General features: G+C 66.1%; 15 protein-coding genes, 1 tRNA gene and 2 rRNA genes (1 of these 18 only partly in view). 12 read left to right on the top strand and 6 right to left on the bottom strand.

The annotated features are described in order from the left end of the window. The 6 genes from QE379_RS18235 to QE379_RS18210 all read left to right on the top strand — a co-directional run. A 23S ribosomal RNA gene (locus QE379_RS18235) occupies positions 1–2,404 on the top strand (it extends 419 nt beyond the left edge of the window). Between the two features lie 131 nt (positions 2,405–2,535). Then, positions 2,536–2,650, top strand: a 5S ribosomal RNA gene (rrf, locus tag QE379_RS18230). Positions 2,651–2,711: 61 nt separating this feature from the next. Then, positions 2,712–2,788, top strand: a tRNA-Met gene (locus tag QE379_RS18225). Positions 2,789–3,249: 461 nt separating this feature from the next. After that, positions 3,250–4,647, top strand: coding sequence for a carboxylesterase/lipase family protein (locus QE379_RS18220; RefSeq protein WP_307003295.1), 1,398 nt, complete (start codon positions 3,250–3,252; stop codon positions 4,645–4,647). A gap of 123 nt (positions 4,648–4,770) precedes the next feature. After that, on the top strand, positions 4,771–7,323 hold the full coding sequence (locus QE379_RS18215; RefSeq protein ID WP_307002653.1) for a bifunctional diguanylate cyclase/phosphodiesterase: 2,553 nt from the start codon (positions 4,771–4,773) through the stop codon (positions 7,321–7,323). Positions 7,324–7,417: 94 nt separating this feature from the next. After that, a complete protein-coding gene (locus QE379_RS18210; protein ID WP_307002650.1) occupies positions 7,418–8,344 on the top strand; it encodes a crotonase/enoyl-CoA hydratase family protein in 927 nt (308 codons plus the stop codon). On the opposite strand, the gene QE379_RS18205 is transcribed toward QE379_RS18210, so the two are convergent. Both QE379_RS18205 and QE379_RS18200 read right to left on the bottom strand, forming a co-directional pair. Then, entirely contained in the window at positions 8,345–10,306 is a 1,962-nt protein-coding gene (locus tag QE379_RS18205) for a bifunctional diguanylate cyclase/phosphodiesterase (RefSeq protein ID WP_307002648.1), read from the bottom strand. A gap of 288 nt (positions 10,307–10,594) precedes the next feature. Beyond that, positions 10,595–10,882 carry a hypothetical protein gene (locus tag QE379_RS18200; protein ID WP_307002646.1) on the bottom strand — a complete coding sequence of 96 codons (288 nt, stop codon included), beginning with the start codon at positions 10,880–10,882 and terminating at the stop codon, positions 10,595–10,597. A gap of 255 nt (positions 10,883–11,137) precedes the next feature. Here QE379_RS18200 and QE379_RS18195 point away from each other — a divergent pair, with 255 nt between their 5' ends. Next, positions 11,138–11,887 (top strand): Crp/Fnr family transcriptional regulator, encoded by a 750-nt coding sequence (locus QE379_RS18195; RefSeq protein ID WP_307002644.1) that lies wholly within the window; start codon positions 11,138–11,140, stop codon positions 11,885–11,887. Positions 11,888–12,083: 196 nt separating this feature from the next. Here QE379_RS18195 and QE379_RS18190 read toward each other — a convergent pair whose 3' ends face one another. Then, on the bottom strand, positions 12,084–14,360 hold the full coding sequence (locus QE379_RS18190) for a glycoside hydrolase family 3 N-terminal domain-containing protein (RefSeq protein WP_307002642.1): 2,277 nt from the start codon (positions 14,358–14,360) through the stop codon (positions 12,084–12,086). Positions 14,361–14,533: 173 nt separating this feature from the next. Here QE379_RS18190 and QE379_RS18185 point away from each other — a divergent pair, with 173 nt between their 5' ends. The 5 genes from QE379_RS18185 (at position 14,534) to QE379_RS18165 (ending at position 18,965) form a co-directional block, all read left to right on the top strand. Next, positions 14,534–15,553, top strand: coding sequence for a LacI family DNA-binding transcriptional regulator (locus QE379_RS18185; protein WP_307002640.1), 1,020 nt, complete (start codon positions 14,534–14,536; stop codon positions 15,551–15,553). A gap of 426 nt (positions 15,554–15,979) precedes the next feature. Beyond that, entirely contained in the window at positions 15,980–17,509 is a 1,530-nt protein-coding gene (locus QE379_RS18180) for a murein L,D-transpeptidase (protein ID WP_307002637.1), read from the top strand. A gap of 18 nt (positions 17,510–17,527) precedes the next feature. Further along, on the top strand, positions 17,528–17,878 hold the full coding sequence (locus QE379_RS18175; RefSeq protein ID WP_307002635.1) for a hypothetical protein: 351 nt from the start codon (positions 17,528–17,530) through the stop codon (positions 17,876–17,878). A gap of 162 nt (positions 17,879–18,040) precedes the next feature. Beyond that, positions 18,041–18,481 (top strand): transposase, encoded by a 441-nt coding sequence (locus QE379_RS18170; RefSeq protein ID WP_307002633.1) that lies wholly within the window; start codon positions 18,041–18,043, stop codon positions 18,479–18,481. After that, positions 18,429–18,965: a transposase gene (locus tag QE379_RS18165; protein ID WP_307002631.1), complete on the top strand. Its 537-nt coding sequence runs from the start codon at positions 18,429–18,431 to the stop codon at positions 18,963–18,965. The genes QE379_RS18170 and QE379_RS18165 overlap by 53 nt, the downstream gene beginning before the upstream one ends. 139 nt (positions 18,966–19,104) lie before the next feature. On the opposite strand, the gene QE379_RS18160 is transcribed toward QE379_RS18165, so the two are convergent. The 3 genes from QE379_RS18160 to uxuA are packed head-to-tail and all read right to left on the bottom strand — an operon-like array spanning position 19,105 to position 23,089. After that, on the bottom strand, positions 19,105–20,481 hold the full coding sequence (locus QE379_RS18160) for a mannitol dehydrogenase family protein (protein WP_307002629.1): 1,377 nt from the start codon (positions 20,479–20,481) through the stop codon (positions 19,105–19,107). Next, the gene (gene uxaC / locus QE379_RS18155; RefSeq protein WP_307002627.1) at positions 20,478–21,890 is read right to left on the bottom strand and encodes a glucuronate isomerase; all 1,413 of its coding nucleotides are present in this window, start codon (positions 21,888–21,890) and stop codon (positions 20,478–20,480) included. Before uxaC ends, QE379_RS18160 begins: the two co-directional genes overlap by 4 nt. After that, entirely contained in the window at positions 21,887–23,089 is a 1,203-nt protein-coding gene (gene uxuA, locus QE379_RS18150) for a mannonate dehydratase (RefSeq protein ID WP_307002625.1), read from the bottom strand. The genes uxaC and uxuA overlap by 4 nt, the downstream gene beginning before the upstream one ends. Between the last annotated feature and the right edge of the window lie 56 nt (positions 23,090–23,145).

The following is a 23,145-nucleotide window of genomic DNA, read 5'->3' as shown; positions in this document are numbered from 1 at the left end:
GATGGGACTCGAGTAGGGCGGGACACGTGAAATCCTGTCTGAACATGGGGGGACCACCCTCCAAGCCTAAATACTCGTACATGACCGATAGCGAACTAGTACCGTGAGGGAAAGGTGAAAAGCACCCCGATGAGGGGAGTGAAACAGTACCTGAAACGGATTGCCTACAAGCAGTTGGAGGGTCTTTATGGCCTGACAGCGTACCTCTTGCATAATGGGTCTGTGACTTAATGTTTCAAGCAAGCTTAAGCCGATAGGTGTAGGCGCAGCGAAAGCGAGTCTGAATAGGGCGCTTTAGTTTGAAGTATTAGACCCGAAACCCGGCGATCTATGCATGACCAGGATGAAGGTGCGGTAACACGCACTGGAGGTCCGAACCGATTAACGTTGAAAAGTTACCGGATGAGTTGTGCTTAGGGGTGAAAGGCCAATCAAGCCGGGAAATAGCTGGTTCTCCGCGAAAACTATTGAGGTAGTGCCTCGAGCGGACACCATAGGGGGTAGAGCACTGGATGGTTGCGGGGGTCGCGAGATCTACCAATACTAACCAAACTCCGAATACCTATGAGTGATACTCGGGAGACAGACGGCGGGTGCTAAGGTCCGTCGTCAAAAGGGAAACAGCCCTGACCTACAGCTAAGGTCCCCAAGTCGTGTCTAAGTGGGAAAGCATGTGGAAATCCCAAAACAACCAGGAGGTTGGCTTAGAAGCAGCCATCCTTTAAAGAAAGCGTAACAGCTCACTGGTCTAAACAAGGGTTTCTGCGGCGAAGATGTAACGGGGCTCAAGACACGCACCGAAGCTTAGGGTGTGTACGCAAGTACACGCGGTAGCGGAGCGTTCCGTAAGCCTGCGAAGCGATCTGGTAATGGGTCGTGGAGGTATCGGAAGTGCGAATGCAGACATGAGTAGCGATAAAGAGGGTGAGATGCCCTCTCGCCGAAAGACCAAGGGTTCCTGCGCAAGGCTAATCCGCGCAGGGTGAGCCGGCCCCTAAGACGAGCCCGAAGGGGGTAGTCGATGGGAACCACGTTAATATTCGTGGGCCTGGTGGTGTGTGACGGATCTCGTGTGTTGTACGTCCTTATCGGATTGGACGTGCCTCGAAGAGGTCCCGGGAAATAGCCCCACCGTATAGACCGTACCCGAAACCGACACAGGTGGTCAGGTAGAGTATACCAAGGCGCTTGAGAGAAGTGTCCTGAAGGAACTCGGCAAATTGCCTCCGTACCTTCGGAAGAAGGAGGCCCCATGTAAGCGCAAGCTCTCATGGGGGGCACAGGCCAGGGGGTAGCGACTGTTTAGCAAAAACACAGGGCTCTGCTAAGTCGGCTTCAAGACGACGTATAGGGCCTGACGCCTGCCCGGTGCCTGAAGGTTAAGTGGAGGAGTGCAAGCTCTGAAATGAAGCCCAGGTAAACGGCGGCCGTAACTATAACGGTCCTAAGGTAGCGAAATTCCTTGTCGGGTAAGTTCCGACCTGCACGAATGGCGTAACGACTTCCCCACTGTCTCCAGGACATGCTCAGCGAAATTGAATTCTCCGTGAAGATGCGGAGTACCCGCGGTTAGACGGAAAGACCCCGTGCACCTTTACTGCAGCTTCAGAGTGGCATTGGACAAGAACTGTGTAGCATAGGTGGGAGGCTTTGAAGCATTGGCGCCAGCCGATGTGGAGCCATAGGTGAAATACCACCCTGTTGTTGTTTAATGTCTAACCTCGTACCGTGAAACCGGTACAGGGACCCTCTGTGGCGGGTAGTTTGACTGGGGCGGTCGCCTCCTAAAGAGTAACGGAGGCGCGCGAAGGTTGGCTCAGGCCGGTTGGAAACCGGCTGTTAGAGTGCAATGGCATAAGCCAGCCTGACTGCGAGACTGACAAGTCGAGCAGAGACGAAAGTCGGTCATAGTGATCCGGTGGTCCCTCGTGGAAGGGCCATCGCTCAACGGATAAAAGGTACGCCGGGGATAACAGGCTGATAACCCCCAAGAGCTCATATCGACGGGGTTGTTTGGCACCTCGATGTCGGCTCATCACATCCTGGGGCTGGAGCAGGTCCCAAGGGTTTGGCTGTTCGCCAATTAAAGTGGTACGTGAGCTGGGTTCAGAACGTCGCGAGACAGTTTGGTCCCTATCTGCCGTGGGCGTCGAAATTTGAGAGGAGTTGACCCTAGTACGAGAGGACCGGGTTGAACGTACCTCTGGTGTACCTGTCGTCGTGCCAACGGCGCAGCAGGGTAGCTATGTACGGACGGGATAACCGCTGAAAGCATCTAAGCGGGAAGCCTCCCTCAAGATAAGATTTCTCAGGACGGTCGAAGACCACGACCTTGATAGATCGGATGTGGAAGTGCGGTAACGCATGGAGCTAACCGATACTAATTGTCCTATTCGCGCTTGAGAGCTCCACACCCCCACCATCAGCCCTGGGCTGATGACTGAGAGTGCGGTCATCAATACAGCCAGTGCACGCATCGATTTTATACCCAACTCCCCATCCAAACAGATGGGGACGTATTCGCGGACTCTATTGCCTGGTGGCCATAGCGTCGGTGTCCCACCCGATCCCATCCCGAACTCGGCCGTGAAACCCGACTGCGCCAATGGTACTACTGCTCAAGCAGTGGAAGAGTAGGGCGCCGCCAGGCATTATAGTCCGCGTATACACAAAAAAACCCATTCACAATTTCCACCGTATCCCAAATTCGGCGCGGGGTGGAGCAGCCCGGTAGCTCGTCAGGCTCATAACCTGAAGGCCGCAGGTTCAAATCCTGCCCCCGCAACCATCCCACCACACACATACGCTCGCCAGGTCACACCACCTCGCGGGCTTCCCCGCGTTCACGCCAACAGCGCTGGCGATCTGCACGGCATCGGACCGCGCGTCGCCAGTCATTCTCGTAAAACGATGGCATTCGGCATGAAAGCCGCCTGCTGTGTTCGCCAACGCGCACAGCATAGCCGCGCTCTGGCCCGCCGTCCAAAAGACGCCGGGCGCATATCCCGCTGACAAACGGGATTGCGCGGCATATTTGCACCGCGCTACCCAGCACGCCCGCCATGCCAGCGACAAACGGGATCGACACGTCGACCCGCTCGCGGAATGATACGACACCCCCTTCCCAATCGAGGGGCTTCGCCACTATCCTGATGAAAATGGCCGCGAAAACATCGTGGTTGCGACTCATCGTGAGGAGAGGGGCCCGTGAGCATTACCCTGAAGGGCGTCGTGGCGGCGACCATCGTGATGGCCGCTCCCCTGGCCGCGCAGACGGCGTCCGACGCCCCTGTCATCGCCACCGATCGGGGGGTGGTGCGGGGCAGCGTGACCGACGGGGTCGCCAGTTGGAAGGGAATCCCGTTCGCCGCCCCGCCGGTCGGGCCGCTTCGCTGGCGGGCCCCCCAGCCCGCCGCCGCATGGACGGACGTGCGCGATGCCACGGCCTATGCGCATGACTGCATGCAGGTGCCGTTTCCCAGCGATGCCGCGCCTCTGGGTACGACCCCGGCGGAGGATTGCCTTTATGCCAATGTCTGGAAGCCGATGGCGAGTCGCGGCAAACTGCCGATCCTAGTCTGGATCTATGGCGGCGGTTTCGTGAATGGCGGCGCGTCTCCGCCGACCTATTCGGGGACGGAGCTGGCCAGGCAGGGCGTGCTGTTCGTCAGCTTCAATTACCGGGTCGGCCGGTTCGGGACCTTTGCGCTGCCGCAACTGACCAGGGCGGGTGAAGATAGCGGGCGATTGGGCAATTACGGGATCATGGACCAGATCGCCGCGCTGCAGTGGGTGCGGCGCAACGCGGCGGCGTTCGGGGGCGATCCGTCCAACATCACCATCGTCGGGGAAAGCGCGGGCGGCATGTCGGTGCACATGCTCAACACCTCGCCGCTGGCCAAAGGCCTGTTCCACAAGGTCTTCATCATGTCGGGCGGCAATGGCCGGTCCGACGGCAAGACGCTGGCCGATGCCGAGCGGATCGGTGAGAATTTCGCCCGGTCCCAGGCTATCGATCCCGACCGCCCCGATGCGCTGGCCCGGCTTCGCGCGTTGAGCGCCGAGGCGGTGACCGACGGGCTCAACATGATGGCGCTGTTCCGGCCCCAGCCCGGTCCCCCCACCCATATGGCGCCCTTCGCCGATGGCAAGGTCGTGGTCGATATGGGGCGGGCCTATGCCGAGAACCGCTTTGCCCGTGCGCCGATGGTCGTGGGGGCGACCAGCGCCGATATCGGCGGCAAGACCGGCTTCATGATTGCCGGGGCGCGCGACGTGGCCGCCCATATGGCCGGGAAGGGCGTGCCGGTGTGGGAATATCGCTTTTCCTATGTCGCCAACTCGGTGGACCAGCCGGGCGCGCAGCATGCGACCGACATTCCCTTTTTCTTCGACACCACCGCCATCAAATATGGCGATGCGACCACGTCGCGCGATCGCGCCATCGGGCAGGTGATGAGCCGTTACCTGATCCGGTTCGCCAAGACCGGTGATCCCAATGCGCCCGGCCTGCCGGAATGGCCGCGCTATGCGAAGGCCGGTGACCTCATCATGGACTTCACCCCCGAAGGCAAGGCTGTCGCGCAAGTCGATCCCTGGGGCGGGGAAATCGAGGCGGCGCGCGCGGCAACGGCGGGTGCGCCATAGGGGCAATCTCGACCAATCCCCTTCCGCGGTTAAATGTGCTAACCGAATTTACACTTGCCTTATCGTTAATATGACCTGCTTAGAGCAGGTTGAGGGCGGGTAGGTAAAATGGGGGCCGCGAAAGTGGCATCGGACATCAAGGCGGTGGCGCTTGCGCTGCTCATGCTGCTGGCGGGGGTGATGCCGGGAACGGCGTCGGCCACGGCCATCGACCTGCGCAAAGCGGCGTGTAGCGCCGCGCTGCCCGATGGGTCGGATGCGGCTATGGTGATGGGCGCCCGTTACCAGTGCAACGCCCATGAGTCGAACCGGGGCGCGCCCTGGCTTTGGTTGCGTCTCGACCCGTCGAATCTCGGCGCGCTGCCGCCGCGCTGGGACATATTGATCGACCAGACCCGGTTCGGCCGTATCGCCCTGCTGGTCGTCGGTCGTGACGGCAGCATGCGGATCGAGCGTTCGTCCGACGAATTACAGGGACATGGCGCCCCCGGCGGGCTTCTGCGCTTCGTCATTCCCTTGGCTGGGCGTGATGTGCGCGGCCTTTATCTGGGCTTTCGCAACATCGACGAACTCTATTTGATGCGCAAGCTGGAGGCGCGACCGGGCGGCCGGATGACCGATGGCGACATTCGCTGGCTGTTGCTGATGGGGTTGTTCACGGGAACGCTGTTGTCCGCGCTCCTCTATAATCTGGTGATCCACACCGGCCAGCGTCCCGCGTTCCAGCGCTGGTACCTGCTGTGGGTCAGCGTCGCGCTGGCCTATGGACTGGTCTGGACGAACACCGCGGCGTTTCTGGTGCCGTGGCTGATCGGGCCGCTCGCGGTCCGGTTGAACCTGGTGCTGGTCGGCCTGATGGTCGCGGCGGGTAACATGTTCTTCTTCGCGGTGATCGAGGAGGGTGTCTTGCCGCGCCGCTTCGCCATGGTGGGTCGAATGCTGTCGGTCGCGGGGGCTGTGCTGGGGTTCCTGGCGGCGGCGGATGGATGGTTGCCGCCGGGGATCACCGACCGGCTGCTCAATTACGTGATCGCGGCCACGGCGCTGCTGGTTGCCCTGTCTTCGGGAATCGCGGCGCGGCGCGGCAGCCGGGTGATCTGGTTCTATCTCATCGGTTGGGGCCCGGTCATCGGTGTCTTCCTGGCCCGGCTGAGCCGCAACCTGGGCTTCGCGCCGCAGAACGACATCGTCGATATGGCGACCTTCGCCGCATTGGCGTTCGAGGCGCTGGTCCTGTCACTGGCGATCGCCGATCGGTTCCGCCTGATCCGTCAGGAACTGGAGCTTGCCCGCCAGCGCCGCGAGATCGACCTAGCCGAAACCAAGACGTTGCGGCTGGCGGCGCATACCGATTTCCTGACCGGGTTGGGCAATCGCTTTGCGTTCCAGCAACAGGCCCATGAATGGATGGTCGCGGACAGGGCGTTCAGCCTGTTCCTGGTCGATGTCGACTTCATGAAGGACGTCAACGACCGTCTGGGCCACGCGGTCGGCGACACGCTGTTGCAGCATGTCGGCACGGTCCTGGCCGAGACGGCGCGGGGGTGGCCGGGTACGCGCATCGCGAGGATCGGCGGGGACGAGTTCGCCATATTATGTCCCGGCACGCAGGGCGACGAGGCTGCGCTCGCCAACGCGGCGATCGGGCTTCAGGGCGATGTCTGGCATGCCGAGGATCGCGGCCGTCCCCTGTCGCTCAGCATCGGGTCGGCGCGCTTCCCCGAAGACGCGCGGGCGGTCGACCTGCTCTACCAGAATGCCGATCTGGCGCTGTACACCGCCAAGCGGCTCGGCCGGGGGCGCTACACCCGCTACGATCCGTTGCAGCGCTCTCTGCGCGACCTTCAGGTCGCCTTTATCGATGATGCCGAACTGGCGATCGAACGCGGCGAATTCCTGCTCTATATGCAGCCGATCGTGTCGCTGGATACCGGGACGGCGGGCGGTCACGAAGCGTTGCTCCGCTGGGATCACCCGCGCCACGGCCTGTTGCCGCCGGATCGCTTCGCCGATGTGCTGGTCGCGGAGCGGATCGGGCTGATGATCCAGGAGCATGTGCTGGAACTGGCCCTGAGCGCGCTGCGCGAACAGGGCGAGCGGCTGGGCGTGCTCAGCGTCAACTTCACCTCGGCGCAACTGGCGGGCCCGCGCGGTGCGCGGGAAGTGCTCGACCGGCTGGCCCATCATGGCGTCGCGCCCGACCGGCTGTGCGTCGAGGTGACCGAGGGCGTGATGCTCGACCGGGCGGCGGACAGTATCCTCGCCAATCTGCGCACCCTGCACGATGCCGGGGTGTGCATCGCGCTCGACGATTTCGGCACCGGCTATGCCTCGCTCGTCCATCTCCGCCAGTTGCCGGTCGACCGGATCAAGATCGACCGGTCCTTCGTCGCGGGCATCGACGAGTCCGATGGCGGGACGCTGGCGATCGTCCATGCGATCGTCGGTCTGGGCCGCGGGCTGGGCAAGGTCGTTGTTGCCGAGGGGATCGAGACCGAGGTGCAGGCGCATCGTCTAAGGCAATTGGGGTGCCAGTTGGGGCAGGGCTATCTCTATGGGCGCCCCGCGCCGCCACCGGCATCGGGGGAGGCCGACCGGGCTCGACGGCGGTCGGTCGTACAGGAGCATGGACGCCGACCGGATATCCCGGCCATCCCCAGGGTGACGGCGGCGTAAGTCGTTCCAAATACGTCGCTTTGACCGACGTCTCGGCAGGTCGCCGGCCTATCTTCGATGGGCAGCATGGTGCTGCATGTCGAGAGTAAAACCCATGACCGCTTATGATTCCAAGATGGCGACGGACATTCGTGGCCCGCGCCCCGTCGAAAGCCACCCGTCGCGTGCCGGGGATGAGGGGATCGCGGCATCGTTTCGCCTCGAACAGCTTGATACCCGCTACGATCCCGATACCCGGACGTTGTGGACCGATATGCGGGCCCGGACGCGGCCCAGTTTCAACCCGGACCTGTTGCGCGATTTCGTCCGTTGGCAGGAGGCGATCGTCACGGCCGCCGATGGCGGGGACATGCCCATCCGCTATGTTGTGCTGGGCTCCGGCTTTCCCGGCGTCTTCTCGCTGGGCGGCGACCTGAACCTGTTCGCACAGGCGATCCGCGACCGCGATCACGCGATGCTGGTCCGTTATGGGCGGACCTGTGTGCAGATCCTCCATCGCAACATGCGCGGGCTGGAGCGGCCGATCATCACCATCGGCCTGGTCGAGGGCGACGCGCTGGGCGGCGGGTTCGAGGCGCTGTTGTCCTTCCATGTCGTCATCGCCGAGCGGGGCACCAGCTTCGGCCTGCCCGAGACGCTGTTCGGTCTCTTCCCCGGCATGGGGGCGCATTGCTTCCTGTCGCGGCGGCTGGGCGCGGCGCGCGCGGAGCGGATGATCATGAGCGGCCGGACCTACAGCGCGGAGGAACTGTACGACATGGGCCTGGTCCACAACCTGGCCGAGCCGGGCGAGGGGCGGCGCATGGTCGCCGACTATATCCGCCAGAATCATCGGCGGCACAGCGCGCATTGCGCCATCTATGAGGCGTCTCGCGCGGTCAATCCGCTGCCGCTGGAGGAATTGGAGGCGGTGGTCGACCTCTGGGCCGATGCCGCGTTGCGACTGACCGAGGGGGATCTGAAACGGATGGAGCGGCTGGTCGCCGCACAGACCCGTCTGCGCGAAAAGGCCGACGCCTGATCAACCGGCCCCGGGGATCGCGATCGCCTCTCCGGGGCCATCTTCCTCCAGCCCCAGTCCGGCGAACAAGGCGGACAGCCGATCCGCCGTCATCGGCTTGGCGAGCAGAAAGCCCTGTACCGCGTCGCACCGCGTCCGCCGTAGCTGTTCGAGTTGTGCGGACGTCTCCACCCCCTCGGCCACCGTCCGCATCCCCAGCTTGGCGGCGAGCTCGACGATGGTCTGCACGATCGCCACCGAGGCGGGGTTGTGCTCCAGATCGATGACGAAGGACCGATCGATCTTCAGCGTCTGGAACGGGAACTGGGTCAGATAGCTGAGCGAGGAATAGCCGGTCCCGAAATCGTCCAGCGTGGTGCAGACATGGATGCGGTTGAGTGCGGTCAGCGCGTCGATCGAGCGTCCGACATCGTCGAGCAGCACCGTCTCCGTGACCTCCAGGGTCAGCCGCTGCGGCGGCAGGCCGCTCGCCGCCAGCGCCGCCTTCACCGCTTCGGCCAGATCGGGCGTGCGCAGTTGCACGGGCGACAGGTTGACCGCGACGGTGACCTCGGATGGCCAGGCGCTGGCCGTCATGCATGCCTGGCGCAGCACCCAGTCGCCGATCGGGACGATCAGCCCGTTCTCCTCGGCGATGGGGATGAACTCGCCGGGCGATACCGGCCCGAATTGCGGGCTGTGCCATCGCAGCAGCGTCTCGCACGAGGTGATGCTGGCCTGGGTCAGGCGGAAGATCGGCTGGAAGAGCAGATGGAACTCCCCCCGTTCCAGTGCGCCGTCCATCGCGGCGGCCAGTTGGCGGCGGCGCTCGATCTTCTCGTCCATCACGGGTTCGTAGAGGAAGAAGCGGCCCCGCCCATTCTCCTTCGCGCGGTAGAGCGCCAGATCGGCATTCTTCAGCAGCGTGTCGGCGTCTCCGCCATCTTCGGGCGCGATGGCGACGCCGATCGACGCGGAGGTGCGCAGGACATGGCCGCTGAACGCCACCGGTTCGCGGACCAGGTCGAGGATGGTCGCGCCGATGCCGCCCGCCGCCTCGGCATGGGAGATATGGCACAGAACCGCGAACTCGTCCCCGCCCAGTCGGGCGACGAGCCCGGCCTCGCCGAAATGCGCGTTGAGCCGCCGGGCGATCTGGACCAGCAGGGCATTGCCCGCCAGATGGCCGAAGGAATCGTTCACCTCCTTGAACCGGTCGAGATCCAGCCAGAGCAGCGCCAGCTTTTCCCCGTTGGTGGACAGGGTACGCAGCCTTTCCTCGAAATGCTCGCGAAAGGCGGTGCGGTTGGCCACGCCGGTCAGGTCGTCGCGACGCGCCATCCGCGCGTGATGCTCCGCCAGCGCGGCCTTTTCCTGCGACGCGACGGTCGCGCGCAGGATCGCGGCATAGGTCTGTTGCGTGATGTCCATCATCGCGACGACGAACAACAGGATCACCGCCGCCATCAGCGCCTTGAGCGGCTCCAGCGGCATGAGCAGCCCGAGGGCGAGCGGCAGCGAGGCGCAGCACAACTGCGACAGGGCGATCAGCGGCCGCCCGGCATTGCGCCCCGCAATCCCCGCCGCATAACCGATCGCGGTGGTGACCGACAGGAGATGCAGCGTGCCGTCCTCGGTCCGGGTCAGCGTCAGCAGCCCGAAGAGGCCCAGCAGCGCGGCATAGCTGAGCGCGCCGAGCCGATAGCCGCGCTCCTGCTGGCGGACGGTCGCGGTGCGGCGGGTCCATAAAGTGTCGACGATGCGGACCAGCCCCACCAGCGCGATGCCGAGTGCGCAGGCCATCAGCCAGTCGTCCCCGCTGGCGATGGCGACAACGGCGGCGATCGCACTGCTGGTCAGCGCGCCGATGATCAGCGAGCGCGGCGAGGCATAGAGCGACTCGACCAGCACGGCGCGGACCCGTGACGAGACCTGATCATCGGCCTGCCGCAATCGCCTCACCCGGTTGATTAATCGTCGCATTTCAATCTCCTGGGCGCTGCCTATCGCATTCGCCCGCCGGACCCAAATGGCGTATCGGGGCAGGAGTGGGCAGGGCAGGGGACAGGGCCGAAGCCGTCGGGCCCAGGCGACATGGCTGTGCCCCGTCGAGCCTGGGCACGACGGAACGGCGCCCCGGATGGCGGGGCCATGGCATGGCGGCAGTCATGGGGCACTGAACGACGCAATCGCCGGGAAAGGCTCATGCCGTCGTTACAGTTGCGTAAAAAGATGCCGGGCGTTCGGAGGACACCGGCCCGTAACGAACGGTCAGTCGCGATCGATACCTCCCGGCGGGGTGGCGGTGGATCGCATCCGCCAGCGGCTGCTGACCTCCACCTCGTCGAACACGTGCCGCCCGAGCATCACCAGGGCGCTGCCGATGCTGGCGCCCAGAAAGCCGATCGCCGCCAGCGCCAACGCCGTCGCGCCCGGTGACACAGGCGAGGGGTGCTCGGCATAGAGATGCGTGATCGCCGCATAGGCGATTCCCCACAAGACCAGTCCGCCGCCCCGCAGCGCCCCATCCGCGCGCCGCGTTCGATGCCAAGCCGCCATGCCACAATCCTCGTTGCGGCCCTCCAGCTATCGAGCCCGGCATAGCATTTCGAGACGGATTTCCGGCTTTCGCATAGCATCGGCATAGTGGGGGCCGTGTCCGTCACCAGAGCGGTACCGTTTCCGGGCGCAGGGTAGCGTCGGGCCCGATGACGATTTACCGCCCTGAGCTTGATGTAGACGCAGGACGACCGGCGGCGGGGCGGCTATCGTTACGCTTGCGGTCGTGTGATTCGTCCTTTCGCGACCGCGCGAGTGACACGAAAGGAAACCGGCATAGCGTACCCGATCCACCGTTTCCGCGCCTTCGCCGCCCTGACCGCGCGGGAGGAACAGGCCCTTCTCGCGCTCGGTGATGACGAGGTCGTCCGGCGGCGCGGCGAGACGTTCCAGCGCGAAGGCGACAGCGTTCGCGGCATCCACATGCTGAACAAGGGCTGGGTTAGTTCCTCGATCCTGCTGCGCAGCGGCAACCGGCTGGTGCAGAAGGTGCATCTGCCCGGGGACATGTTGGCGACGCCCAGCATGGTCCTGCCCCAGGCGGCGGATACCCTGACCGCGATCACGGAGGCGGTGACGGCGTTCGTGCCCTATGAGCGGCTGGGCCGGCTCTGTCATGACCTGCCGCGTCTGGCGGCGGTGTTCACCATGGCGGTGCAGATGGAGCGGCTGGCGCTGATGGATGCGCTGGCCGTCACCGGCAAGGCGTCGGCGCGCGAGCAACTGGCGCGGCTGCTGCTCGATCTCCACGCCCGGCTGACCCCGATCGGCGCTGTGCAGGAGGATGGCTTCGTTATGCCGCTGACGCAGGAGATCATCGGCGACCTGTTGGGGCTGACCGCCGTGCATGTGAACCGGACGATCCGCGCGCTGGAAGTGGAGGGGCTGGTCGCGCGGTCGGGGCACCGGGTCCGGCTCCTCGACCTGGGCGCGCTGCGTCGCCTGTCGCCGCTGTCGCCCCGGCAACCCCAGTTCGAGCCCGCCTGGCTTCCCCCCGCGCTATGAGCGGATTCGGGGGCTTTCCCGACGATTGATTCGGTCCGGCAAAGAGGATGCAATAGAGTGATCCGAGCCGAGCCCCTCCCCTTCAGGGGAGGGGTGTCGTGCTATCGAGAGGGTGACACCCCTCCGTCAGGCCTGACGGCCTGTCACCTCCCCTGCCAGGGGAGGAATGGCATGAATGTCGACCTTTACTGGCAAGCTATGCTGTCAGCTCGAACGTGCCATGCGCGCCCTCGGCCTGGGCCGATGGTGCGATCCAGGCGTCGAACAGGCCCGGCTCGACCGTGGGGCGAAGGTCCCTGCCCAGAAATTCCAGTTGCGCGCGGGTCAGGGTGAAACTGACCTTCTCGCTCTGACCGGGGGCGAGCGCAACCTTGCGGAACGCTTTCAGTTCACGGACCGGGCGGGTGATGCTGGCGACGCGGTCGCGGATATAGAGCTGGACCAGCTCCTCGCAGGCACGCTTGCCGGTGTTGGTCACGGTCGCCGATATGGTGATCCGCTCGTCCCATGCCAGGGTCGCGGGCACCTCCGCCGCCCCATAGCGGACCGCGCCATAGGTCAGGCCGTGCCCGAAGGGATAGAGCGCGGCATTGGGCGCGGTCCGCCACTGCGTCTTGTAGGGGACGCGCGGGCCCTCGGGCGCGGGGCGGCCCGTCGCCTTGTGCGCGTAATAATAGGGCTCCTGCCCGCTTTCGTGCGGAAAGCTCAGCGGCAGGCGGCCCGAGGGGCCGACCGCGCCGAACAGGATGTCGGCGATGGCATGGCCGGTCTCGGACCCCAGGAACCAGGTGATGAGGATCGCGGGCGCGTCGCGCACCGCCCCCTCCAGCGCGAGGCCCCGTCCGTTCTTCAGCAGGACAACCACCGGCTTGCCGGTCTTCGCCACCGCCTCGGCCAGTTCCATTTGTGGCGCGGGGACGGTGATGGAGGTGCGCGACTGCGCCTCGCCCGACATGCTCTCGCTCTCGCCGATCGCCAGCACGACCACGTCCGCAGCCAGCGCCGCCGCGATCGCCGCCTCGATCCCGCCGGGCAGCGGCTGCTCGACGCCCGAGCCCGGCGTGACGGTGACGTTCCGCGCGCCCGCGTCGCGCAGGCCAGTGGCCAGGTCGATCGCCTGGTTGTTGTCGCCATAGACCACCCAGGGCCCGTTCAGGTCGTGCTGCCCGCTGGCGAAGGGGCCGATCAGCGCGATCCGGCGGCTCTTGTCGAGCGGCAGCAGGTCGCCGTCATTCTTGAGCAGCACCATCGCCTTCTGCGCCGCCTCGCGCGACAGGGCGATCGCGGCCTTGGTCCGCGAGCGCGCCTTTTCGCGCTTGCGATCGATCCGGCGGAAGGGATCGTCGAACAGGCCGAGCATCTGCTTGACCGCCAGCACCCGCCGTACCGAGCGATCGAGCACCTCCTGCGGCACGGCCCCCTCGCGCACCAGGGCGGGGAGGTGCTCGGCATAGAGGTTGGACTGCATGCTCATGTCGACGCCCGCCAGAAAGGCGAGGCGCGCCGCATCCTTGCCGTCCTTGGCGAAGCCCGCCGCGATCATCTCTTCATCGCCGGTATAGTCGGACACGACGATGCCGGGGAACTTCCACTCGTCGCGCAGCAACTGCTTCATCAGCCAGGGATTGGCTGTCGAGGGGATGCCGTCGATCTCGTTGAACGAGGCCATGCCGCTCATCGCGCCCGCCTCGAACCCGGCCTTGTAGGGCGGCAGATAGACTTCGCGCAGAGTCCGTTCGGACAGGTCGACGATATTATAGTCCAACCCGCTCTCGCCCGCGCCGTAAGCGGCGATATGCTTGATGCAGGCCATGACCGCATCGTCGGCGGACAGATCCTCGCCCTGGAAACCCTTCACCCGCGCGGCGGCGAACAGATTGCCGAGCAGCACGTCTTCCCCCGCGCCCTCCACGGTACGGCCCCAGCGCTGGTCGCGCGCGATGTCAACCATCGGACAGAAGGTCCAGTCGATGCCCGCCGCCGCCGCCTCGAACGCCGCCATTCGCGCGGTCCGCATGGCGAGATTGGGCTCGAAGCTGGCGGCTTCCGCCACCGGCACCGGGAAGATGGTGCGATGGCCGTGGATCACATCGGCGGCGAAGATCAGCGGGATCTTCAGGCGCGAATCGCGCATCACCGCGCCCTGCATCCGCCGCGCCATCTCCGCGCCATTGCCGTTGAAAACGCCGGTCAGCTTGCCCGCGACCGCATCGGCAATCTGCCCCTCGAAGCTGGGGCCGTTGGAGGGCGGATTGAGCGCGGTGGCGATCCCGCCGCCCCAGGCCGCGGCATTGAGCTGCAACTGACCGGCCTTCTCCTCCAGCGTCATCTTCGCCAGAATCGCCTCGATCGCCGGGGACAGGGTGGTGCCGTCGCCCCGCGCCAGCAGCGCACGGGCCGGGCTGGCCGCCCATGCCGCCACCGCGCCTGCGCCCAGCAGCGCCGCACGGCGCGAAATTCGAATGTCGGACATGGACAATCTCTCTCCTAACATGCCACGATCGGGCGAACGTCCTGCGCTTCACCGGTCGCATGGACTTTTGCAGTGACAGCCTTTTGTAACCGGTTACACAGGCTGGGCCCCTCGCACAAGCCGCGTTGGGCCCAGCCGGATCGACCCGGTCATGTCCGGGAAAGGGGTGGGGTGTGAGGCAGGGATCGGCCACGATCCGCGATGTGGCACGCGAAGCGGCGGTCTCCGTCGCGTCGGTCTCGCGCGTGATGAACGGGCATGTCAGCGTCCATCCGGAGACGCGGGCGCGGATCATGGCGGTGGCGCAGTCGCTCGGCTATGTCCCCCATGCCGGCGCGCGAAGCCTGTCCTTGTCGCGCAGCCATGCGATCGGTGTCGTCCTGCCCGACCTGCACGGCGAATTCTTCTCGGAGATCGTGCGCGGCATGGACCGGGAAGTGACGGCGCGGGGCTATCACCTGCTCCTGTCCAACATGCACGCCGATGCCGTGCTGGCGGCACAGGCGGTGCGGTCGATGCGGGGACGGGTCGACGGAATGATCGTCATGGCCCCGCAATTGGACACCCAAGCGCTGGACGAGGCGTTGCCGCCCGACATGCCCGCCATGCTGGTCAATTCGTCGCCCGGCGCGGCCCGTGCCGCACTGCGCATCGACAATGCCGCCGGGATCGCGGCGAGCGTCGCGCATCTGGTGGCGCAGGGGCGGCGCGCGCTGGTCCATGTCTCGGGACCGCCCGCCAATATCGATGCGGAGGAGCGGCGCAGGGGCTTTCTCGACGCGATGGCGCGCCTGGTCCCCGAGGCCGAGCCGATCGTGATCGAGGGCGATTTCCACGAGGAATCGGGCGGCGCGGCGGTCGCGGAACTGCGTGCGCGGGACATCGCCTGTGACGGCATCGTTGCGGCGAACGACATGATGGCGCTGGGCGTGATGGCGGCATTGCGCGAGGCGGGGGTGGACGTGCCCGGCGCGGTCGCGGTGACGGGCTTCGACGATATTCCTCTGGCCCGCTATCTCAGGCTGACCACCGTCCGCGCGCCGATGGCCGAGATGGGCGCGCGGGCGGTGGCGCGGCTGATCGACGCGCTGGAGGGCGGCGAACTGCGCCCCGAGGCGGAAACCATCGCGACCGAGCTGGTGATCCGCAGCACGACGCCGGGCAGCGTTGTCGGAAGCGGTGGAAGCGTGTGATGAGAAGGGCCTTCCCTCGCTTCGTCGAACGATGGCGATCCAGGGCCAATCAACATTCATGCTACTCCATCTTCCCTCTCCCCTGGATAGGGGAGAGGGTTAGCGGAGCTTGCCAGTGTGCTGGCTAGCGCAGCTTGGGTGAGGGGTTGAGCGAGCCGCAGGCTCGCGCGCGCTTTGCGCGCTCCACCCCTCACCCAGCTCCGACTAAGCCTTTGCTGCGCAAAGACCAAGTCTGCGCAACCCTCTCCCCTCTACGAGGGGCGAGGGAGAAGAAGAGCATATCTGAATGCCGATCGGCTCTGGCACAACGGTCGGGCATGAAATTCCCCGTCGATCCCGCGATCGGTTCAGCTTGGCGTAGGATTGCGTGTTATAAGCGCGCGCTCCTGCGACGACATTCCGATGAATAGGGGCTATCATACCGACATGACCGCATCGCATTTCCCCGTTTTAGGCCCCTCCATCGCCCGGCTTCTCGGCTCGCTGGCGGCGGGGTCGCTGGTGGCCACGCCCCTGATGGCGCAGGTCGCGCCGCCGCCGGTGATGCTGCCGGGCCCGCCCGCCCAGGCGCAGATGCCGGGCGGCCCCATCGTCCAGCCCCTGCCGCAGACCGCCGTGCCCAGCGTCGCCGTGCCGACCCTGTCCGACGCACAGCTTCGCCAACTCGCCACCCTGGTGGCACAGAGTGAGGTGTCCCAGGGGCTGCGACAGGGGCCGCCGCGCGACCTGTCCGGCCTGTCGCCAGCCGTGCTGACCCGCGTCGCGCTCGATTATGCCCATGCGGTTCATGCCGGTCGGCTGGATACCGCCGATTTCACCAAGGATTGGGGCATCCGTCCCCAGGCCTATGACCCGCTGCCGGGCTTTGCCGATGCGGTGCGTCGCGACCGGCTGGCGGCGTGGATCGCCTCGCTGCCGCCGCCCTATGCGGGCTATGACGCGCTGGTGAAGGGGCTGGCCCGCTATCGCGCGATGGCGGCGGCGGGCGGCTGGACCGCGTTGCCGGCGACCACGATCAATTTCGGGGCGAGCGGGCCGCAGGTGCTGGCGCTGCGCAAGCGGCTGGCGATGGAGGATTCCGGGGTCAGCACCAGCGGCGAGACATTCGACGAGGATCTGCTGGCGGCGGTGCGCCGAGCGCAGCGGCGCTATGGGCTGAACCCGGTCGGCACCGTGGGGTCGCAGACCATCGCCGTGCTCAACGTGCCGGTGTCGCAGCGCATCCGCCAGATCATGGCGAACATGGAGCGCTGGCGCTGGCTGCCGCAGCAGTTGGAAGCCAAGCGCGTCCAGGTGAACATCGCCGCCGCCGTGCTGACCGTGTTCGATGGCGACAATCCGGTCATGTCGATGAAGGCGGTGACGGGCCGCCCGGGCAACGAGACGCCGATGCTGGTCTCGACGATCCGCAGCATCGTGCTGAACCCGCCCTGGAACGTGCCCAGCTCGATCGCGAACAAGGAATTGTGGCCCAAGGAGCGTGCCAATCCCGGCTATCTGAAGCGCGCGGGCTTTCGCGTGATCGACAATGGCGACGGCAGCAAGCGGTTGCAGCAATCGTCGGAGAAAAGCGCGCTGGGGCGGTTCAAGTTCGATTTCCCCAACGATTTCGCGGTCTATCTGCACGACACGCCCGCGCAATCGGGCTTTTCGAAGTTCGACCGGCTGGCCAGCCATGGCTGCGTCCGGCTGGAAAAGCCCGCCGACCTCGCCGCGCTGATGCTGAAGACCACGCCCGAATGGCAACCGGCGCAGGTCGACGCGGTGCTGGCGTCGGGCAAGACGGTGCGCGCGACCATGGCGGAGCCGGTGGCGGTCTATCTGCTCTACTGGACCGCCTTCGCCAATGCCGATGGCCAGGTGGGCTTCCGCGAGGACCCCTATGGCTGGGACGCGCAACTGGCGACCAAGATCGAGGCGCGCTCCGCCGAGCGTGCGCAGGCCAACACGAACTAAAAGGGCTCAGGCAGGACTATGAGGACGATCACGAACAAGCGCACCATGGCGTTGCTGGCGGCGGGGTTGTTGCTGCCCGCGCTGGCCGGTTGCTCGCGTTCCGAGCCCGAGGAACAGCCGGTCACCACGGTGGAGAATGACGCCGGGGTCGAAGAGGCGATGCCCGAGGAGAACATGGCCGCGACGGAGAATGAGGCGGAACCCGCCGCCGCCCCCGCCAACATGGCCGAGGCCGCACCGCCCCCACCGCCCGAGCGAACCGCCGATCAGCAGATGATGGACGACGCATCGGCCACCGGCATGACCTCCCGCGTCGAGCGCACGCCGGGCGACGCTCCTGCGGAAGACGCGCCCAAGGACGGACAGTAATCCCGCCAATTCCTCCCCAAGCCATGCTTGGGGAGGGGGACCATGCGCAGCATGGTGGAGGGGTGTCCCCTTATCGAGAGCGCGACACCCCTCCGTCAGGCCTGACGGCCTGCCACCTCCCCTTGCAGGATTCCTCTGCGAAACGTCTGGCAATGAGGATGGTTGAGTGATTCACTGTGCGGGCAGGAGGGCATGGTGATGGTCGAGCAGCGATCGCTGGTGGAAGCGTTGATGGATCCGCGCTTGGGATCGAATGCGAAGCTGTCGGGGATCGAGCGGCTGATCGACTGGAGCCGGCTGGAGCCGCTGGTGTCGCCGCTGCGGCAGGGTCGGACGGGTCGACCGCCCTATGCGCCGCTGGCGATGGTCAAGGCGCTGTATCTGCAGGCGTTGTATGATCCGTCGGACCCCGGGCTGGAGGAGGCGCTGCTCGACCGGCTGTCGTTCCGGCGGTTCTGCGGCTTTGCGCTGGATGGCGGCACGCCGGACGAGACGACGCTGTGCCGGTTTCGCGCGGCGGCGGCGGCGGGGGACGATCCTCGATGCCTCGGTGGTCAAGGCGACCCGCAAGCCCCCGCGCGGGGACGGGATCGCGCCGGGTGATCCGCACCCCCAGGAGCCGGGTGCCGACTGGACGCGCAAGGACGGCAAGCCGGTGTTCGGCTACCGCTTCCATATCGGCATGGACGAGGGCTCGGGCCTGATCCGCAAGCTGGCCTTCACCTCGGCCAGGGTCCAGGATGTCGAACGGGCCGACGCGCTGGTCTGCGGCGACGAAGGCGCGGTCTATGCCGACCGGGCCTATGAGGGCCAGGCGCGTCGCAAGGCCCTGAAGGCGGCCGGGATCAAGGATCGCATCATGCATCGCCGGCACCGCTACATGCCAAAGCTGCCGCGCTGGCAGGCCCGGCGCAACCACCTCATCGCCAGACGGCGCGCCCCTGTCGAGGCGGTCTTCAGCGCCATGAAGCGCCTCTACGGCAAGGCGCGCACCAGATGCCTGTCGATCGAGCGGAACGCCGCAGACTTCCTCGCCTTTGCCACCATCTACAATCTCAGACGCGCCGCCATCCTTGCCGCTGGCTGAGCCGGAGCGATCCTGCCCCTCCAAACCGGCCAGCCAAAGCTGACCAAGGCCCGTACCGGATCCCTGCAGCGAAAGCCTCGCCCAGATCCTCGGTCACAAATGAGCCGTTTCGCAGAGGAATCCTTTGCAGGGGAGGAATTTATGGGGCGACCTGGCGGACGAGGGCCGCACGCTGCGCCTCGGTCGGCTGCCATTGACTCGCCATCGAGCCGCCCGGCCCGAACAGCGCATCGACCACCGATGCCGCATCGCCTTTGGCCCATAGTCCGGCCAGTTCCGCCCGGCGAGGATCGGGCGACGCATCATGACCCGTGCGGATGAAGCGCAGCCACGCGGCCAGCGCGGTCAGCGTTGCGGGCGCGTCGCCGCCATGCGCCGCCAGCGATGACAGCCAGCGTGGCCCCACCTTCTGCGACCCGTCGCTGGCGATCTGCGACAGGCGGTGTTCCAGCGTGGTATTGGCGAAACGGGCTAGCAGAGCATCGGCATAGGGGCCGAGTGCCTGGCCTTTGGCGGAGGTGAAGCTGGTGGCTGCCTCGTCGCGCATCAATGCTTTCACGACCGGGCGGATGGTGGGATCGGCGACCGCCTGGTGGACGAATTCATGCCCGCGCTCCAGCCCCAGATAGGCCAGCGCCGAATGCGCGCCGTTGAGCATACGCAGCTTCGCGGTCTCATAGGGCGCGACATCGGCGACGAACTGCGCGCCGCCCACGTCCCAGCGGGGACGGTCCCCGGCGAAATCGTCCTCGATCACCCATTGGCGATAGGGTTCGGTGATGACCGCCGCTTCGTCGCGCATCCCCAGTGCCGCCTCGACCTTCGCACGGTCGGCATCGGTGACGGCGGGGACGATCCTGTCGACCATGGTATTGGGGCAGCGCCAGTCCCGCTCGAACCAGTCGCGCGCGGCACCCTGACCCCGATGGTCGAGGAACGCACTCACACCGGCGCGCAGCACCCGGCCATTGTCGGGCAGATTGTCGCAGTTCACCAGTGTCAGCGGTCCCAATCCCGCCGCCCGACGCGCAACCACGGCCCGCGCTAGGTAATGGTAGATGCTGTTCCCGTCCGCGACGATCCCCGCCAGATCGGTCGCGCCGTCTGGACGCCGCCAATAGCCCTTCTCGGTCACGGTCAGCGTCACGACGCGCGTATCCGCCGAGACCAGCAATGCCGCCAGCCGCTCGGGCGCCTTGGCCGCGACCGTCACCTCGCGGATCGCGCCGATCAGGCGAACGGCCTCGCCCGCGCCCGACCGTTCGGTGACGGTATAGAGCCCGTCCTGCGGGGCCAGGGCATCGCAGACCGCCGACGAACGGAGCGATGCCGCCGCAATGGCCCAGTCACGGTCGCCCGCCGCCATCGCGTCGTCGGTATAGACCGCCTGATGCGCCCGGTGGAACGCGCCCAGCCCGATATGCACGATCCCGATCCGCTGGCTCGCCCGGTCGTAACCGGGCCGCGCGACGGTGGCGGGCAGGGCGGCGGTGGTCGCCTCGCTCAGCCGGGTCACAAGCGGTACGCCGAACGGACCAGCCCGTTGGTCAGCGCATGGGCCAGGTCGACCGCCTCGTCCTCCTCCAGCCGATGCTCGGCAACCAGCCGCGCCAGAAAGCCGCAATCGACCCGCCGCGCGACGTCGTGCCGCGCCGGGATCGACAGGAAGGCGCGGGTGTCGTCGTTGAACCCGACCGTGTTGTAGAAGCCCGCCGTCTCGGTCGTCATCTCGCGGAAGCGGCGCATCCCTTCCGGGCTGTCATGGAACCACCAGGCGGGACCGAGCTTCAGGCAGGGATAATGTCCGGCCAGCGGCGCCAGTTCGCGCGCATAGACGCTTTCGTCCAGCGTGAAGAGGATGATGGTCAGGTCGCGCTCATTGCCGACCACGTCGAGCATGGGCTTGAGCGCATGGACATAATCGGTGCGCATCGGCATGTCCGCGCCCTTGTCGCGACCATGGCTGGCGAACAGCCCCGCATTGTGGTTGCGATAGGATCCGGGGTGTATCTGCATCGTCATGCCGTCCGCGACGCTCATCTTCGCCATCTCGGTCAGCATCTGCGCGCGGAAGAGTTCGGCGTCCGCAGGCGTCCAGCCGCCGCCGACGATGCGCGCGAACAGCGCCTCGCATTCCACCGTCGACAGGTTCGCGGTCGCCGCTGTCGGATGGCCATGATCGGTCGCGGTCGCGCCCAAAGCGCGGAAGGCGGCGCGGCGCTTGGCATGGGCGGCGAGATAGCCCGACCAGCTATGGACATCCTCGCCGGTCAACTCGGCGAAACGCTGCATCGCGCCGGCGAACTGCTCATGCTCGACATCGATCACGCTGTCGGGGCGATAGGTGGTGATGACGCGGCCCTGCCAGCCCGACTCCCTGATCGCCTGGTGATGGATCAGCGGATCGTCGGCGCCCTCGGTCGTGGCGAGGCATTCGATACGGAACCGCTCGAACAGCGCGCGCGGGCGGAAGGCGGGCGTGGCCAGCGCCTCGCCGATCGCGTCGAAATAGCGGTCGGCGGTCGCCGCCTCCAGCGCCACGTCGAAGCCGAACACCTCCGCAAAGACATGGTCTAGCCACATGCGGGACGGCGTGCCCCGGAACAGGTGATAGTTCGCCGCGAACAGCTTCCACGCGACGCGCGGATCAGTGGAGGGGCGGCCGCCGCGATGGGGAATGCCCAGATCGTCCAGCGCGATGCCCTGGCTGTAGAGCATGCGGAAGACATAGTGATCGGGCGCGAGCAGCAGGTCGCTGGCATCGCGCCACGGCTCGTCGGTCGCGAACCAGCGCGGATCGGTATGGCCGTGCGGGCTGATGATCGGCAGGACGGCGACTTCGGCGTACAGCGTGCGGGCGATCCCGCGTATCGTCGGGTCGGCGGGGAACAGCCGGTCGGGGTGCAGCGCCAGCGGACGGGTCATGCGGTCAACTCCGGTTCGGCCTTCGCCCGTGTGTCGCCAAGACCCAACATATGCACGATTCCTCGCTCCAGCCCGCGCAGTTCGGCCATACCCCGCATCCGGCCCAGCAACGAATAGCCCGGATTGGAGGTGCGATGAAGGTCGTCCATCATCCGATGGCCATGGTCGGGCCGCATCACGATCGAACGACCCTGAACATGCGAAATTTCGACGATCGCCCGCATGACCTCGGTCATCCGGGCATGGCCGCCCAGATGCTCGGCCTCATGGAAGTTGCGCTCGCCCTCTTCCCAGCCGACCGAGCGGAGGTGGAGAAAGTCGATTCGATCGGCAAAGCGGCGGACCATCGCGGGCAGGTCGTTATCGGGCCGCGCCCCGAACGAGCCCGTACAGAAGCACAACCCATTCGCCAGTGACGGCACGGCGGCATAGAGATGGTCCAGATCCTCGGCGGTGCTGACGACGCGGGGCAGGCCGAAAATGGGGAAGGGGGGATCGTCGGGATGGACGACCAGCTTTATGCCGACTTCCTCGGCGATCGGGCAGACCGCGCGCAGGAAGGCGATATGGTTGGCGCGCAGCGCCTCGGCATCGATCCCGGCATAGGTGTCGATCGCGCGCTGGAAGGCGGGCGAGTCGAAGCTCTCCTCGCTGCCTGGCAGGCCGGCGATGATCGTGCGTTCCAGCTTATGGCGCTCTTCCGGGCTCATCGTGGCGAAGCGCCGGGCGGCGGCGGCGCGGACGCGGTCCGAATAATCCGCCTCTGCCCCCGGACGGCGCAGCATATGGATGTCATAGGCCGCCACCGCCGCCCATTCGAACCGCAAGGCGGTCGCGCCGTCGGGCAGTCGCCAGTCCAGATCGGTCCGGGTCCAGTCGAGCAGCGGCATGAAATTATAGGTGACGGTGCGGATGCCCTCGGCCGCGAGATTGCGCAGGCTGTCGCCATAGGCCCGGACCAGTTCGTCGGTCAGTTCGCCCCGCTTGATCGCGTCATGGACGGGCAGGCTCTCGACGGTCGACCAGCCGAGTCCCGCCGCCTCGATCATCGCGCGCCGCTCCGCGATCGCCTCGCGCGGCCAGACCATGCCGTTGGGAATTTCGTGCAGCGCGGTCACGACTTCCGTGGCACCCGCCTGGCGGATATGGGACAAGGGGATGGGATCGGCGGGGCCGAACCACCGCATAGACTGGATCATCAACACGCCGTCATCCCCGTCCCGAACCCTGGTTTTTCCGCGTTCGCGGTAGCATC

The sequence above is a fragment of the Sphingomonas sp. SORGH_AS_0879 genome (assembly GCF_030819175.1).
Lineage (GTDB): Bacteria > Pseudomonadota > Alphaproteobacteria > Sphingomonadales > Sphingomonadaceae > Sphingomonas.
The sequence above is the reverse complement of the archived record's forward strand: the minus strand, read 5'-3'. Positions and strand labels throughout refer to the sequence as shown.